Below are 17,944 nucleotides of genomic sequence, written 5' to 3' on the forward strand. Positions count from 1 at the left end.
GCACAATCGCCACTTCCACTATTGCCCACCCCTTCTGTCGGTGTATTCTGGGCACCGCCCCATCTTCGTGAATACGCAGGTTTCGATATCGTTTGGGGAAGTGAATAAGCCAGTTTGAGTTTGGAGTTTACCGAAGATGCGCCGTACCCAGTCCTATGCTCTCGTTTGCCAGAACGTTGCGCGAGTGGCTTTATGCCTTCTAATCGTCTTTCAACCATGCGCCGCACCGCTTGTCCGCGCCCAAAACCCCACTGGCGGGACGGTCGTTGCGGGTGCGGCCACGATCTCCACCTCCGGGTCGACGCTGAACGTGAACTCGACCACCGATCGGGCGATCATTAATTGGCAAGGTTTTAACATTGGTGCCGGCAACACCACCAACTTCAACCAACCCGGTGCCAACTCCGCCGTCCTAAACCGAGTGACGACGCCGGGCAGCCCATCGTCGATCTACGGCAATCTGAATTCCAACGGCAACGTCTATCTGGTCAATCCCAGTGGTGTGTTGGTCGGGCCATCGGGCGTGATCACGACCAACGGATTTACCGCGTCGACCTTTGATATCGGCAACCGTGAGTTCATGAACGGCGGGCCGCTGAATTTTAGCGGTTCTTCCAATGCCAGCGTGATCAACCAAGGGACGATCAACACCGGCAGCGGCGGGGCGCACCTGATCGGCAACGAGGTTTACAACCAAGGCATCATCAACAGCCTTGGCGGAAGCGTCCGATTAAGCAACGGGGCGACCTACGTTCAGGCCGATAACGCGACAATTCAAAATGGGGTCAGTGAATACGCCAGCGTGATCGGCAACAGTGGCACCGTGCGCGCCACCGGAGCGTTGATGAGCGGCGGCGATGTGTACCTGACCGCTCCGGGGGGCCGCGTGATGAACAGCGGAACGATTCACGCCTCCAGTGGCTCTCAGACGCCAGCAGACCCGCAAGTCATCCAGTCCACTGCGCCATCGGCTTCGTCCGGCGGCAACGTTTACCTTAACGGCAGTTCGGTTCAGCACAGCGGACAGATCACCGCATCCAGCCCCGGCGGCGGCGCCGTCGTGATGCATGGAACGCAGCAGGCCACCGTTTCGGGTTCGGTCGTGGCGACCAATACATCGCCGCAAACGGAATCGAGCTCGGCGGGAACCCGCGTCGCCGGACCACAGGTCACAATCACCGGCGACAGCGTGGAACTGTCCAACGCGACAATCGATGCATCGGCCATCGGCGGTGGAGGCTCGGTCAACATCGGCGGCGGCTACCAGGGTAACAACAGCTCGATCGCAAACTCACAATCGACCACCGTCGACGCGGCATCTGTCATCCAAGCCAACGCCATCGATTTCGGCGATGGGGGCACGGTGGTTCTGTGGTCCGATGGGAACACCGACTTTCACGGCACGATCTCAGCACGCGGCGTACCGCTGGGCAGCGGCGGACTTGTCGAAGTCTCGGGAAAACAGCAGCTGAACTTTGCCGGCAGCGTCGACACCGGCGGCGGCCATCTGCTGCTCGATCCGTTCAACTACGTCATTGGGGCGGCCCAGGCAACGAACATCATCAACGCCCTGACCAGCAACCACGTCACCATTCAAACCAGCGTTGACGACACTAACTTTGGTTCCTCCGGCAACAACACCGACTTCGGCGATATCACGGTCAACAGCAACATTCTGTACGACTCCAGCTACGACCTAACCTTCCTGGCGCATCGCAACATCCACTTCAATGCCAGCGTACAAAACCGCAACGCCACCGGAGGCGACATCAACATCGTCGCAGGTTGGAATGGCACAACCGCCTTCAATGCCAGCACATTTGAGGCAGTGGATGTTAACGCGGCAGCCACTTTCTTTGGAAACAACGCCGGCAGCATCTTCATCGGCGACGGCACTCAAACCACGGGCATCGCCGTCGGCAGCCGCAGCGGAACCACTCGGGCCTTCGCCCATGACGTGGCGCTGCAAGGAAGCAACGGTACAGATCGGGCCTTCGCACAACTGGGCTTCCAGATCAGCAACGGCATCGCTTTGGGGGGATTTGATTTAGATCCAACGATTGACAACGGCAGCAATGTGACGGTCAACGGCGGGATCACGATCCACACCACGCAAAACCTGTCCGCGATCGGTGGAAACCTTGCGCTCGCCTACGCGCAGGTCGGCCACGTCGGGACCGACTTGAACGGTGGTTCGAAAGTTGAAGCCGCCGCCGATGCGATCATCGAGATCGCCGTAGGGGGTGACATCCAATTCACAGGGGGCAATGGTACTGCTTCCTACGCGCAGCTGGGCCAAGGGGGATACCGGGCGTACGGCGACCACAGCGGCACGACGACGATCACCAATACGGGAGACATCCACTTCACAGGAGGAGGTAGTTCGACTTCCTACGTACAACTGGGCCAGGGGGGATACTTTGCCCGTGGCGACCACAGCGGCACGACGACAATCACAAACAGCGGTGACATCAACTTCACAAGTTCCAATTCCTACGCGCAGCTAGGCCAAGGGGGATACAACGCCAATGGCAACCACAGCGGGATAACGACGATCACCAACATGGGATACATTAACTTCCGGGGAGGGTATGATGCTTCCTACGCGCAGCTGGGCCAGGGGGGATACAACGCCGATGGCGATCACAGCGGGACGACGACGATCACCAATGCTCTCGACATCAACTTCAAAGCTGGCAGCGGTCTCTATTCCTACGCACAGCTGGGCCAAGGGGGATACAAGGCCGATGGCAACCACAGCGGGACGACGACGATCACCAATGCTCTCGACATCAACTTCAAAGCTGGCAGCAGTCACTATTCCTACGCGCAGCTGGGCCAAGGGGGAAACCGGGCGTACGGCGACCACAGCGGCACGACGACGATCACGAACGCTCGCGACATCAACTTCCAGGGGGGCAATGGTTACGACCATACCTACGCGCAGCTGGGCCAAGGGGGATACGAAGCCTATGGCGACCACAGCGGGTCGATAACAATCACTAATGCCCGCGATATCAACTTCAAGGCGGGCAGTGGTGAAGCTGCCTACGCACAACTGGGCCAAGGGGGATACAACGCCGATGGCAACCACAGCGGGACGACAACGATCACCGATGCCCGAGATATCCAGTTCATGGGAGACAGGGAAGCTGCGTACGCGCAACTGGGCCAGGGGGGGCACGAAGCCGAGGGCAACCACAGCGGAACGACAACGATCACCGCAACGGGCGACATCCATTTCACGGGTGGCAGTGAATTTTCCGCGTACGCGCAACTGGGCCAGGGGGGATACTATGCCCACGGCAGCCACAGCGGAACGACAACGATCACTGCAACCGGCGACATCCAATTCACGGGTGGCAGGGAATCTTATGCCTACGCACAACTGGGTCAGGGGGGATACGGGGCCATTGGCGACCACAGCGGAACCACATTGATTACCGCAACGGGCAATATCCAATTCACGGGTGGCAGTGGTTACTTTACCTACGCACAGCTGGGCCAGGGAGGAACCTTTGCCCACGGCGACCACAGCGGGACGACGACGATCACGAACGCCGGCGATATCCAATTCACGGGAGGTGCTGGTGCCTATGCCTACGCGCAGCTGGGCCAAGGGGGATACACTGCCGTTGGCGACCACAGCGGGACGATCGACGTCACGATCGATGGGAACCTGACACTGACGGGCCAGGATCTGACCGGTCGCTACGCCTTGATCGGCCACGGAGACCAACCGAATGACAGTGACGTCAACCAGACGGTCTCCGGTGACATCATGCTCCGTATCGGCGGCAGCGCGAACCTGACCAACGCAGTCATCGGACATCGCATCGACGCTGACGGCCTGTACTCCGACACCGACCCCGACGGCAACGTCATCGGCGCAGATACCTTCCTTGGCGTCCGAGGCGACATTACGACCGACACCAACAGCCAGTTGTTCTCCGGGGGCGTCGGTACCGGAGAGTTGCGTCTGTACGTCGGTGGGAATGACAACGTCGATTCGACTGCGTTGCTCAATGGCATCGCTCACGGATCCAACGTGTTCCCGAATGATCAGGGAATGCACGTCTTTGGGACGGGGCCGTATGCTGTCGGTGGGGGAAGCAACGCTGTCGCCAGCGGCAACTTCAACTACTACCACATCAACCCCGATCTCTTCAACTACACCGTCAATGCGACCGAAGCGTCGGCGATTGCCTCGACGCTCGATGGAGGCACTGCCGTCACGTTGGAACGTTCGCTGAATCAGGCGAATTTTGGTGCCCATTACGACTGGGACGGCGGAACGCAGTTCATCGATATCAACTCCGATCTCCTGTACGACTCGACCGCTGCCCTGACGCTGTTGGCGACCGGTGACGTGAACTTCAACGCCGCCGTACAAAACCGAAGCGGCGACGGGGGCGATCTCAACATCGTCGCCGGTTGGGATGGGACAACCCCCTTCAACGCAGCCACCTTTGCCGCGATCGACGTCAACGCCGTCCCCACCCTCTTTGGCCTCGACGGCGGAGCGGAAAGCACAGGCAGCATCTTCATCGGCGACGGAACTCAAACCACGGGCATCGCCGTCGGCAGCCGCAGCGGAACCACTCGGGCCTTCGCCCATGACGTGGCGCTGCAAGGGAGCAACGGTACAGATCGAGCTTTCGCACAACTGGGCTTCCAAATCAGCAACGGTATCGCATGGGGTGGATTTGATTTAGATCCGACGCTTGACAATGGCAGCAATGTGACGGTCAACGGCGGGATCAGCATCCACACCACGCAAAACCTGTCCGCGACCGGTGGTAACCGTACGTACGCCTACGCGCAGATCGGCCACGTCGGAGCCAACTTTACCGGTGATACGAAAGTCGAAGCCGCCGCCGAAGCGGTTATCGTGATCAACAATGCTGGCGACATCCACTTCACGGGGGGGTATGACTTGGCCTACGCGCAGCTGGGCCAGGGGGGATACGGGGCCCACGGCGACCACGGCGGGACGACGACGATCATCAACGCCGGCGACATCCACTTCACAGGTGGTGATTTTGCTGCCTACGCGCAGCTGGGCCAGGGGGGATACTCTGCCGATGGCAACCACAACGGGACGACGACGATCACCAACACCGGTGACATCAACTTCGAGGGTGGCAGTGATTACTATGCCTACGCGCAGCTGGGCCAAGGGGGCCCCGGTGTCAAAGGCAACCACAGCGGGACGACGACAATCACCAACGCCGGCGACATCAACTTCACGGGGGGGAATTATGGTGCCTACGCGCAGCTGGGCCAGGGGGGATACTATGCCGATGGCAACCACAGCGGGACGACGACGATCACCAACGCCCGCAACATCCACTTCACGGGGGGGGCTGGTGGATCGGCTTACGCGCAGCTGGGCCAGGGAGGATACAGGGCCGCTGGCAACCACAGCGGGACGACGACGATCACCAACACCGGCGACATCCATTTCAAGGGGGGTACTGGTGAAGCTTCTTACGCGCAGCTGGGCCAAGGGGGAGCCTTTGCCGCTGGCGACCACAGCGGGACGACGACAGTCACCAACACCGGCGACATCCACTTCAGGGGGGGGTCTGGTGAAGCTGCCTACGCGCAGCTGGGCCAGGGGGGATATTATGCCAATGGCAACCACAGCGGGACGACGACGATCACCAACACCGGTGACATCAACTTCACGGGTGGGAATTATTATGCCTACGCGCAGCTGGGCCAGGGGGGATACTCCGCCAGTGGCGACCACAGCGGGACGACGACGATCACCAACACCGGCGACATCAACTTCACGGGAGGTAATGGTGAAGCTGCCTACGCGCAACTGGGCCAGGGGGGATACTATGCCTATGGCGACCACCGCGGGATGACGACGATCACCAACGCCCGCGACACCAACTTCACGGGGGGTACTGGTGACGCTACTTACGCCCAGCTGGGCCAGGGGGGATACGCCGCCACTGGCAACCACAGCGGGACGACGACGATCACCAACGCCCGCGACATCCACTTCACAGGTGGTGGTGGTTTTGCTGCCTACACGCAGCTGGGCCAGGGGGGATTCAATGCCCGTGGCAACCATAGCGGGACGATCGACGTCACGATCGATGGGAACCTGACACTGACGGGCCAGGATCTGACCGGTCGCTACGCCTTGATCGGCCACGGAGACCAACCGAATGACAGTGACGTCAACCAGACGGTCTCCGGTGACATCATGCTCCGTATCGGCGGCAGCGCGAACCTGACCAACGCAGTCATCGGACATCGCATCGACGCTGACGGCATGTACTCCGACACCGACCCCGACGGCAACGTCATCGGCGCAGATACCTTCCTGGGCGTCCGAGGCGACATTACAACCGACACCAACAGCCAGTTGTTCTCTGGGGGCGTCGGTACCGGAGAGTTGCGTCTGTACGTCGGTGGGAATGACAACGTCGATTCGACTGCGTTGCTCAACGGCATCGCTCACGGATCCAACGTGTTCCCGAATGATCAGGGAATGCACGTCTTTGGGACGGGGCCGTATGCTGTCGGTGGGGGAAGCAACGCTGTCGCCAGCGGCAACTTCAACTACTACCACATCAACCCCGATCTCTTCAACTACACCGTCAATGCGACCGAAGCATCGGCGATTGCCGCGACGCTCGATGGAGGCACTGCCGTCACGTTGGAACGTTCGCTGAATCAGGCGAATTTTGGTGCCCATTACGACTGGGACGGCGGAACGCAGTTCATCGATATCAACTCCGATCTCCTGTACGACTCGACCGCAGCCCTGACGCTGTTGGCGACCGGTGACGTGAACTTCAACGCCGCCGTACAAAACCGAAGCGGCGACGGGGGCGATCTCAACATCGTCGCCGGTTGGGATGGGACAACCCCCTTCAACGCAGCCACCTTTGCCGCGATCGACGTCAACGCCGTCCCCACCCTCTTTGGCCTCGACGGCGGAGCGGAAAGCACAGGCAGCATCTTCATCGGCGACGGCACTCAAACCACGGGCATCGCCGTCGGCAGCCGCAGTGGGGCAACCAACGTGTTCGCCAACAATCTGAACATCACCGGTAGCGATGCGGCTCACTTCGCCTTCGCGCAGCTTGGTTTTCGGGCGACAGACCAAGGCGACACGTTCGCGATCACCGGCGGCCTCAACGCTCGCACGACCGGCGGCATTCGCGCATTGGCTGGATCGAAACAGTACGCTTATGCCCAACTGGGTCATGTCGGGGCAGACTTGAGTTCCAACGGCACGGTCGATGCGACCGTCGATGCGGCGATCACCATCGCGGCCGGGGGCGATCTGACTTTCACCGCGGGCGATGGCGATTTCGCCTCCAGCCAGCTCGGCCACGGGGGAGCTTACGCCCTTAGCAAAAACCGCGGTGACATCACGCTCACCCACGCTGACAATCTCACCTTCAACGGCGGCAACGGCGAATATGCCTACAGTCAACTGGGCCACGGGGGACGTTCCGCCGCTTCCTTCTACCAATTGGGCGACATCCTAATCACAGCGGCAGATGATATCGAGTTCTCTAGTGGCGCTGGCAGCGATGCCTATAGCCAGCTCGGCCATGGTGGCGTTTTGGCTGACGGTAATCGTACGGGGTCAATAGACATAACGGCCAGCGGCAATCTTACGCTTCAAGGTAAAGTTGGAGGTAATCGCTATGCCGTGATCGGACACGGTGACGAACTAGGCGACTCTGATACCGGCGAATCCGCTAACGGTGCTATTAAACTTCGCATCGGCGGAAGCGCGAACCTGACCGCCGGATTTATCGGTCACACCATCGAGTCTCATGAAAATTACTTTCTCGGCTCAACTTCAATCGCCATCGGTTTGAATAACTACGTTCCCTCAAACACAACCGACACTCTGACCGCAGACGCCGATAGCCAATTCTTCAGTGGTCCTGGCGAGCTTCGATTCTACTTACCCAACCGTGACGCCTTCGCTGTGAACGATGGTGCAAAGTTGAACGGAGTTCTGCGGTCGGTCGCCGCTGGTAGCATTCCCTTTCATAATGAGGTTGGCGCATTCGCTCCATTCGAAGGCGGTTATTTAGGCAGTTATCTTGGAACAAACCCTGACAATTATTCTTTCTACTTTTCAGCCCAGCAGATCATTGAAATTTTTGTCAACGCTTTGGGAGGCTCATCAACGTATGGGACGGCACCCGTTGACCCAGGAATGGAACTGGTCAGTGGAACGCTCAGAATGGGCGACACGCTTGATTCGATCGGATTGACAACGAATTTCAATCTCACGCGCACATCCGCCGCAAACACCTACACGCTCCGAGTCGATGACTCTAATCTGGACTCGCTCTACGTCCTGACTGGCACCACCGATAGCACCTTCACCATCAACCCAGCCGCATTGACGATCACCGCCAACGACCTGACCAAAACGTTTGGGGATGCCTTTGGCTTCGTGGGCGATGAGTTCAGCTCCAGCGGACTGCAGAACGACGAGACGATCGATCTGGTGACACTCGCAAGTGCCGGTGCACCGGCCGCAGCCGATGCCGGCAGCTACGGCATCACCGCTTCGGCTCCTACAGGTGGTGGAACCTTTGACGCCGCCAACTATGACATCACTTTCAATGACGGAACCTTCACCGTCGACAAAGCTGCTCTATCGATCGTCGCCTTGGCGCAGACCAAGACTTACGGTTCGAGCGCTCTCGATCCGACAGCCTTTCAAGCTTCCGGCTTACAGAATGGCAACACGGTCGCACAGGTTTCATTCGACTCCACCGGACAACCTGCAACGGCAAGCGTTGGCAGTTACGAGATCGTCGCCGATGGCATCGTGCAAAGTGGCAACGGATTCAAAGCAACCAACTATGACATCGCGTTTACATCCCTCGCCAACGGTCTAACGATCAACCCCGCTGCATTGACGATCACCGCCAACGACCTGACCAAAACGTTTGGGGATGCCTTTGGCTTCGTGGGCAATGAGTTTGCCGCGAGCGGACTGCAAAACGGCGAGACGATCGACTTGGTGACACTCGCAAGTGCCGGTGCACTGGGCACAGCCGATGCCGGCAGCTACGGCATCACCGCTTCGGCTCCTACAGGTGGTGGAACCTTTGACGCCACCAACTACGACATCACTTTCAATGACGGAACCTTCACCGTCGACAAGGCTGCTCTATCGATCGCCGCCTTGGCGCAGGGCAAGACTTACGGTTCGAGCACTCTCGATCCAACTGCCTTCCAAGCTTCCGGGTTGCAGAACGGTAACACGGTCTCGCAGGTATCGTTCGATTCCATCGGACAACCGGCAACGGCTGGTGTCGGCAGTTACGACATCGTCGCCGATGGCATCGTGCAAAGTGGCAACGGATTCAAAGCAACTAACTACGACGTCACGTTTGTTCCGCTCACCAACGGCCTGACGATCAATCCCGCCGCATTGACGATCACCGCCAACGACCAAACCAAAACGTTTGGGGATGCCTTTGGTTTCGTGGGCGACGAGTTCACCTCCAGCGGACTGCAAAACGGCGAGACGATCGATGGGGTGACACTCGCAAGCGCCGGTGCTCCAGCCACAGCCGATGCCGGCAGCTACGGCATCACCGCTTCGGCTCCTACAGGTGGTGGCACCTTTGACGCCACCAACTACGACATCACTTTCAATGACGGAACCTTCACCGTCGACAAAGCAGCTCTATCGATCGCCGCCTTGGCGCAGGGCAAGACTTACGGTTCGAACGTTCTCGATCCAACTGCCTTCCAAGCTTCCGGGTTGCAGAACGGTAACAGCATCTCGCAGGTATCATTCGACTCCACCGGACAACCCGCAACGGCAAGCGTTGGCAGTTACGACATCGTCGCCGATGGCATTGTGCAAAGCGGAAACGGATTCAAAGCAACCAACTATGACATCGCGTTTACATCCCTCGCCAACGGCCTGACGATCAATCCGGCCGCGCTGACGATCACCGCCAACGACCTAACCAAAACGTTTGGGGATGCCTTTGGCTTCGTGGGCGATGAGTTCAGCTCCAGCGGACTGCAGAATGGCGAGACGATCGATCTGGTGACACTCGCAAGTGCTGGTGCACCAGCCGCGGCCGATGCCGGCAGCTACGGCATCACCGCTTCGGCTCCTACAGGTGGTGGAACCTTTGACGCCACCAACTACGACATCACTTTCAACGACGGAACCTTCACCGTCGACAAGGCAGCTCTATCGATCGCCGCCTTGGCGCAGGGCAAGACTTACGGTTCGAGCACTCTCGATCCAACTGCCTTCGAAGTTTTTGGGCTACAAAACGGTAACACGGTCTCGCAGGTATCGTTCGATACTGCCGGACAACCAGCAACGGCAAGCGTTGGCAGTTACGACATCGTCGCCGACGGCATTGTGCTAAGTGGCAACGGATTCAAAGCAACTAACTACGACATCGCGTTTACATCCCTCGCCAACGGCCTGACGATCAATCCGGCCGCGCTGACGATCACCGCCAACGACCTAACCAAAACGTTTGGTGATGCCTTTGGCTTCGTGGGCGATGAGTTCAGCTCAAACGGACTGCAAAACGGCGAGACGATCGATGCAGTGACACTCGCAAGTGCCGGTGCACCGGCCACAGCCGACGCCGGCAGCTACGGCATCACCGCTTCAAATCCAACGAGCGGTGGAACCTTTGACGCCGCTAACTATGACATCACTTTCAACGACGGCACGTTCACCGTCGGCAAGGCCGCTCTATCGATCGCCGCCTTGGCGCAGGGCAAGACTTACGGTTCGAGCACTCTCGATCCAACTGCCTTCGAAGCTTTTGGGTTGCAGAACGGTAACAGCGTCTCGCAGGTATCGTTCGATACTGCCGGACAACCTGCAACGGCAAGCGTTGGCAGTTACGACATCGTCGCCGATGGCATTGTGCAAAGCGGAAACGGATTCAAAGCAACCAACTATGACATCGCGTTTACATCCCTCGCCAACGGTCTGACGATCAACCCCGCTGCATTGACGATCACCGCCAACGATCAAACCAAAACGTTTGGGGATGCCTTTGGCTTCGTGGGCGATGAGTTCAGCTCCAGCGGACTGCAGAACGGCGAAACGATCGACTTGGTGACACTCGCAAGCGCCGGTGCACCAGCCACAGCCGATGCCGGCAGCTACGGCATCACCGCTTCGGCTCCTACAGGTGGTGGAACCTTTGACGCCACCAACTACGACATCACTTTCAATGACGGAACCTTCACCGTCGACAAGGCAGCTCTATCGATCGCCGCCTTGGCGCAGGGCAAGACTTACGGTTCGAGCGTTCTCGATTCAACTGCCTTCCAAGCATCCGGGTTGCAGAACGGTAACACGGTCTCGCAGGTATCGTTCGATACCACCGGACAACCTGCAACGGCAAGCGTTGGCAGTTACGACATCGTAGCCGATGGCATCCTGCAGAGTGGCAACGGATTCAAAGCAACTAACTATGACATCGCGTTTACATCCCTCGCCAACGGCCTGACGATCAACCCCGCCGCACTGACGATCACCGCCAACGACCTAACCAAGACGTTTGGGGATGCCTTTGGCTTCGTGGGCGATGAGTTCAGCTCCAGCGGACTGCAGAACGGCGAGACGATCGATCTGGTGACACTCGCAAGTGCTGGTGCTCCGGCCGCAGCCGATGCCGGCAGCTACGGCATCACCGCTTCGGCTCCTACAGGTGGTGGAACCTTTGACGCCACCAACTACGACATCACTTTCAATGACGGAACCTTCACCGTCGACAAAGCAGCTCTATCGATCGCCGCCTTGGCGCAGGGCAAGACTTACGGTTCGAACGTTCTCGATCCAACTGCCTTCCAAGCTTCCGGGTTGCAGAACGGTAACAGCATCTCGCAGGTATCATTCGACTCCACCGGACAACCCGCAACGGCAAGCGTTGGCAGTTACGACATCGTCGCCGATGGCATTGTGCAAAGCGGAAACGGATTCAAAGCAACCAACTATGACATCGCGTTTACATCCCTCGCCAACGGTCTGACGATCAACCCCGCCGCATTGACGATCACCGCCAACGACCAAACCAAAACGTTTGGGGATGCCTTTGGCTTCGTAGGCAATGAGTTTGCCGCGAGCGGACTGCAGAACGGCGAGACGATCGATGCAGTGACACTGGCAAGTGCTGGTGCTCCGGCCGCAGCCGATGCCGGCAGCTACGGCATCACCGCTTCGGCTCCTACAGGTGGTGGAACCTTTGACGCCGCTAACTATGACATCACTTTCAACGACGGAACCTTCACCGTCGGCAAGGCGGCTCTGATGATCACCGCGCTGAATCAATTCAAGCCGGTCGGCAACTCCATCACGCTCGATCCGTCGGCCATATCGACTGCGGGTTTAATGAATCACGACACGATCGATGGGGTGACGCTGGCCAGTCCTGGTAGCATCCATGACGCGCCGCTGGGTGTCTACGAGATCACACCCTCGGATCCTTTTGGTAACTTCGACGCGGACAACTACAACATCACGCTCGTGGAAGGGAAACTGATCGTCAGCGGCATCGGTTCGGGGCAATACGCCTACGACCAATTCATCCGCTACGACGACTACAACCGATCCATCGAATCATTGATTCCAAGCGTCCAGCAAGGGGCGATCACTTTCAGTTATCCGCTGATCGGCGGACAGCCCCCGATCGAGTCTGAAGCGGGCGAGAATCTTAGCGACGGTGTTGAGGATACTGAGGGTGCAAACGACGCGGGAGACCTGGAAATTTCCGAGGTCTTCATCCAACAGGAAATACGTGTCCGCAGCCAAGATTAGGCATTCTCCTTAAACCTCCAATGTTTTGTGGCATCCTGCAAACTTCGTCGTAGGATTTGGAGCCCCCCCCTTTCTTCTGGCTACCCTGACCCAATGAACGCCATGACCATTCAATCATCATTCTCGCTTCCGATTCTCTTCCTCCTCGGCACGAGTGTGCTTGTCGCTCAAGATGACTCGGAGCCCGCGGTTGCCAGTGAACCTGCCATCACGGCCGAGATTCAGAAATCGCATCCTGCTCAAGCTACTATCGGCGAGGCTCTGCAGCAGTACGGCCGCGGCAATGCGGAACAAGCTTTGAAGTTGTTGGTCGCTGCCCACAAATCCCATCCCGACCTCGCCCCTGGCGAAGTCATCTTCGCACAACTGGCCTTTGCCACCAATCAACCCGTAGCGGGTCGCAAGGCACTAGAAATGGCCGCGATCCATCATGCCGATGATCCGGAACTATGGAACATTCTGGCCGACCTAGCGCTGCGTGGTGGACGACTGGCCGAATCCGAAGTCCTTTTCCAGCATGCGTTACAGGTAGCCGAAGGCTATTCGGACAACGAGGCTCGACGAGCAAAACAATCGATCAACGCCCAAGCCGGGTTGGCATCGATCTATGAACGGCGACAGCAATGGACGTCCGCCGAAGAGCATCTGCGAAAGTGGATCGATCTGGCCCCGAAGAACTCCCAGGCTTGGCAACGACTCGCGGGCGTCTTTTTCAAGACGCAGCAATACGATATCGCGGAGCAAACGCTGGTCAATCTCAGCTCATTTGACAAGGCCCAGCCGATTCCCGAAGTCGCGATGGGATTGATGTATCAACAGGCGGGTCAACACGAAAAGGCCGAACAAGCGATGCGATCGGCACTCGAGAAGGACGCCGAAGGATTTACAACGCAACTATCGGTCGCTCGATGGGCTCTGTCGGCAGGTGATCAGGAAACATTGCAGAACTGTGCCGCCAAGGCGAAGGAATTGAACCCCGAATCGCCAGCCGTCGATGCATTGCTAGGAATGGCCCAGCGTTTCGCCGGAAATCCAGCCCAAGCGGAAGCCATTTTCAGTGAGATGCTCGACAAAAATCCGGCCAGTTTTGACGCCACCAACGGATTGGCAATGGCTCTGTTGGAACAGGATGACGAGCCAAAGCACCACAAGGCTTTGCAGCACGCCCAAATGCTCGTGAAAAGCAACCCCGATCAACGTACCACGCGGGGCCGTGCAGCGGCGGCCACGTACGCTTGGGCACTCTTTCGTCTGAATCAATCCGAAGCGGCCGCCAAGGTCATCAACAGCGTGATCACCAGCGGCGAGATCTCGCCGGAAACCAGCTACTTTGCTGCGGCTATCGCAAACCAAAATGGCGAACCACAATTAGCCCAAGAACTTCTCAAGGGCGCATTGAGCAGCCACATTGCGTTCGCTCAAAAAGCAGCTGCCGAGGAACTCTTGTTTGAGATTTCTAATCAAGGTCCCGACAGCGACAAAAAGGACTAACCTTTATCGCGGCAAACGTGCAGATTCCCCCCCATCGCGCACGCGTCAAATCCCGAATTAATGTGCGTATTGGCCGATTGGGCCGATTGGTGCCACCCACTTATCGCTCTTATCGCTTTCAACTATCGTTTTGCTAGCTTGACCTGCTCGTGCTAGCAAGATTTTGGTGGTAGCGTCAACTCCGCCACACTTGGGATCGCCCCACGAGCTCGAACCCGCTGGGGCGCGCTGAGGAACGAAAGCTTGACGAAGAAAAGGTGGCCGGTACGAATGGCACGGGCTTAGTTCCTCGAGGCACTTAAGTGCGTGGGTTTGGCAGAATGACTTTCAGGGTCGAGGCGGTTTGGTTTTTAATCATTTTGCCCTTCAATCATTTTGCCAATTTTTATTGCAGGGTCACCAAGAGGAAATCTAGGTGATTGGCACCGACTGTCACATTGCCAAGACACTTCCAACGATTTAGTAGCCCAGGCGTAGACCACTTTGGCAGCAGCAGATTCAACGGTGGGGATCGCGTTGAGCGTAGCGATCAATTGAACCGCGTCGCCATCCGCCTTGGGAACAACCCGATAGACCAACTCGATCGCGCCCCCGCGACGAGCCATTTCTGCGGATGCCAGTTGATAACTCTCGCAAAACTGCTTCAGTTCCGATTCCCAACCCTGGGTGGCGCTCAACCCAACTAGTAACGTCAATCGCCATGCCTTCGGTTTATATCCGTTGCCATATATCTCGTGACTTTCGGTTTCGGAACGATTGAACTGAGTCGCCAGTGCAACGACCAGCAATCCAAACCCGGCAACCCAATACTGTCCCGCGCCAACCGCCATACCGACAACCACCGCTGCCAATTCGAAAGCAACGTCACGTGTCGCCGGCACCGCGGTGCGGAAGCGGACGGTCGACAGCGGCAAATCTGGGTGCCTGGCACCGATTGCCCCGATTGCCCCCATTATCGGCGCGAGCGCACGACAAGATCCTGCGAGTCGCTCGAACGATCGCCGACGTTGCTGGCGATGAGTCGATCGATGAAACGCACCTCGCCGAAGCGATCGGCTACCGCAGCCTGGACCGCGACTTCTGGAGCTAACACGTAGCCCGCGTAGTAACGCGGACGCTCGATACTTTCTCGTCCATTTCGAAACGCGGATTCTCGCTGGCCAAACCAACAGAGGCCCCATCGCTGGTAACGGGATGGGATCACTCTTGACCGCTGGTCAGGGCGTCTAACTCAATCCGGGTGATCTGCGATTCGGCCAGTCCGTTGTTCTTGGTGCGGTCTCCGGCACAGTGGCCTAACAGGATTGCATCCTTGGTGAAGTCCATCGCGGTGTAACAGTACCATCCGTCGGGATTGTCAAACAGCGTGATCGATGGATGCCAGGTCTTGCCTTCATCCTCGCTGATGGCGAGCGACAGCGGAGTGCGTTTTCCGCGCAGCTCCGCTGCAATGTTCGCGTGATCATTCCATACGCAAACCAGTCGATCGCTGCCAGGAATGCGTTCGATGGTGGCGGGTGACGTGGGAGACTGGAGCGTGGAAGGAGCGAGTGCCGACCAAGTTTCCCCACCATCGGATGAATGGCTGACCAGTTGGCTGCCGGCATTCGAGCGGACAAACATCATCACGCGACCATCGCGAAGTTCGACGACGCCGGGTTCCTGCGCAAGATTCCGCTTGCCGCTGTCGGGGGCATGCGCTTGCAAGATCGACTGACTTCTTCGCCACGTGCGGCCCGCATCGTCGCTTAGGTAACAGAGGACACGTCCTACCCAATCAGGCTTTTCCCATTCAGGTGAATTGTGCAGTGCCACGGGCGCCACCAACCGTCCATCCTTCAGCTGAATCACGCGATCGTTGTTCAACACATAGTAGCCAACATCTGCATCGGGAATCATCGCCACCGGTGGGCTCCAGGTCGCAGCCTCATCCTTGCTGAAGCGAACCACGGGCCGACAATCCTCGAGTGAATGCTTGGTCAAATAGAACATCGCGATACGCCCATCGGCCAAACGCAGTAGCGACACCGACATGACATTGAACCCCGCTTCGTTCTCCAAAATCCGAGTGTCCGTCGCATCCCACGACTTGCCTCCATCCGTCGAATATCGCCCCGCCAGAAAGGCCGAGGCATGATCGTCGCCGCCACCCGTGAAATGGGTATAAACAAATAGCACACGGCCATCTTTGAGCTCGATAAAATCGCCTTCGCTGTTTCGTGGATTGGAGGCCGTCGGCGGCAGCCGTAGCGTCACCTCAGGAGTGAGAGCCGCATCCTCCGCGAGCGCGCTGTTGGCGATCGACACGAACGCCAACGACAGGATCAATTTGAGTGAAAAACAGGAGAACACAGGGGATGGGAAACGCATGGGCGGGAGACCTCGTCTGATAAAGAGCGTTTGTGGAAGGGCAAGGGCAAGGGGCGGCAGAGAAGGGTGTCCACTCGGCGGAACTGCGAGCGGGATACCCTGTGACAATCTTAATCGCTTTTCATCCGAACCGGATAAAATCCCCACTCCCCACTCCCCACTCCCCACTCCCCACTCCCCACTCCCCACTGAGCATCAAATGACAACCCCCGCCCCACCCCAAGCAGGCCCAAGAACGCTTCGTGTTGCTTCGGTTCAATTCGAGGCATCGCCAGCGGACAAGGAGGCCAACTTTGCCAAAATCGAAGCGTTCGTTCGCCAAGCCGCCGAGCGGGGCGTGCGATTGGTCGTTTTTCCGGAGTGCTGTATCACCGGCTATTGGTTCATCCGCAACGTCAGCGAAACGCAACTCGCCGAGATTGCCGAGCCGATCCCGAACGGGCCGAGCACCCAGCGGTTAATCGCCTTGGCCCACAAATACGACATCACCGTGGCGGCGGGCTTGTTCGAAGCCGGCGAGCAAGGCGAATTCTACAACAGCTATGTGGTCGCGCTGCCGGACGGAACCACCCATTGCCACCGCAAGCTACAAGCGTTCGAGCACCCCGCCATTCGCAGCGGCGCCGCGTACACCGTTTTCGACCTACCGGAGGGTTTCCGAGTGGGCGTCTTGATTTGCTACGACTGCAACCTGATCGAAAACGTCCGGATCACCGCATTGCGTGGCGCAGAAATCCTGATTGCTCCTCACCAAACGGGCGCAGTTCGCAGCAAAAATCCCCATTTGATGGGAATCATCGACCCGCAACTGTGGAACCGTCGGCATGAGGATCCCGATGCGATTGAACGCGAGTTTCGTGGCGACAAGGGGCGAGGATGGCTGATGCGATGGTTACCCAGTCGTGCGCACGACAACGGCATGTTTCTGATCTTCAGCAACGGCGTCGGCGTCGATGACGACGAAATTCGCACCGGCAACGCGATGATCCTCGATCCCTACGGCCGCATCCTCAGTGAGACATGGAAGGCTGAAGAAACCATGGTCGTCGCCGACTTGGATCACAGTCTGCTCGCCGATGCGACGGGCCGAGGTTGGATCCAGGCTCGTCGGCCTGAACTCTACACTCCGTTGACCGTTCCGACGGGGCTTGAACGCGATACGCGCGAGTTGAAATTCAAGGAATAGCCGAGAACTTCACCGAGAACGAGGAGGAGAAGAAGAACGAGGAGAAGTTGGCCAACATCCAACACGAAAAGCCCTGGTGA

At 58.2% G+C, this 17,944-nt stretch carries 5 protein-coding genes and 2 pseudogenes; 4 read left to right on the forward strand and 3 right to left on the reverse strand.

What is annotated here, in order from left to right; translation table 11 throughout:
* Positions 1-184: 184 nt before the first annotated feature.
* Both Pla52o_RS15150 and Pla52o_RS15155 read left to right on the forward strand, forming a co-directional pair.
* Complete coding sequence (locus tag Pla52o_RS15150; RefSeq protein ID WP_197169261.1) at positions 185-12,817, forward strand: MBG domain-containing protein; 12,633 nt, start codon at positions 185-187, stop codon at positions 12,815-12,817.
* Between the two features lie 102 nt (positions 12,818-12,919).
* Complete coding sequence (locus Pla52o_RS15155; RefSeq protein ID WP_197169262.1) at positions 12,920-14,308, forward strand: tetratricopeptide repeat protein; 1,389 nt, start codon at positions 12,920-12,922, stop codon at positions 14,306-14,308.
* A 350-nt stretch (positions 14,309-14,658) separates the two neighbouring features.
* On the opposite strand, the gene Pla52o_RS27455 is transcribed toward Pla52o_RS15155, so the two are convergent.
* Entirely contained in the window at positions 14,659-15,222 is a 564-nt protein-coding gene (locus tag Pla52o_RS27455) for a hypothetical protein (protein ID WP_231612371.1), read from the reverse strand.
* A gap of 29 nt (positions 15,223-15,251) precedes the next feature.
* Here Pla52o_RS27455 and Pla52o_RS27460 point away from each other — a divergent pair, with 29 nt between their 5' ends.
* Positions 15,252-15,398 carry a magnesium chelatase subunit ChlI family protein gene (locus Pla52o_RS27460; RefSeq protein WP_231612372.1) on the forward strand — a complete coding sequence of 49 codons (147 nt, stop codon included), beginning with the start codon at positions 15,252-15,254 and terminating at the stop codon, positions 15,396-15,398.
* Between the two features lie 110 nt (positions 15,399-15,508).
* On the opposite strand, the gene Pla52o_RS15170 is transcribed toward Pla52o_RS27460, so the two are convergent.
* On the reverse strand, positions 15,509-16,678 hold the full coding sequence (locus tag Pla52o_RS15170; RefSeq protein WP_146595448.1) for a sialidase family protein: 1,170 nt from the start codon (positions 16,676-16,678) through the stop codon (positions 15,509-15,511).
* A 121-nt stretch (positions 16,679-16,799) separates the two neighbouring features.
* Positions 16,800-17,042, reverse strand: a pseudogene (locus Pla52o_RS27925) (hypothetical protein); the annotation flags it as partial.
* Between Pla52o_RS27925 and Pla52o_RS15175 the strand changes: the two are divergent.
* A pseudogene (locus Pla52o_RS15175) lies at positions 16,932-17,864 on the forward strand (nitrilase family protein); the annotation flags it as partial. The pseudogenes Pla52o_RS27925 and Pla52o_RS15175 sit on opposite strands and share 111 nt — an antisense overlap.
* Between the last annotated feature and the right edge of the window lie 80 nt (positions 17,865-17,944).

The organism is Novipirellula galeiformis (genome assembly GCF_007860095.1).
Lineage (GTDB): Bacteria > Planctomycetota > Planctomycetia > Pirellulales > Pirellulaceae > Novipirellula > Novipirellula galeiformis.

Bases quoted from the DNA above. Each gene is read 5' to 3' on its own strand.
- Pla52o_RS15155 (WP_197169262.1), top strand. From the start codon at position 12,920: ATGACCATTCAATCATCATTCTCGCTTCCGATTCTCTTCCTCCTCGGC.
- Pla52o_RS15170 (WP_146595448.1), bottom strand. From the start codon at position 16,678: ATGCGTTTCCCATCCCCTGTGTTCTCCTGTTTTTCACTCAAATTGATC.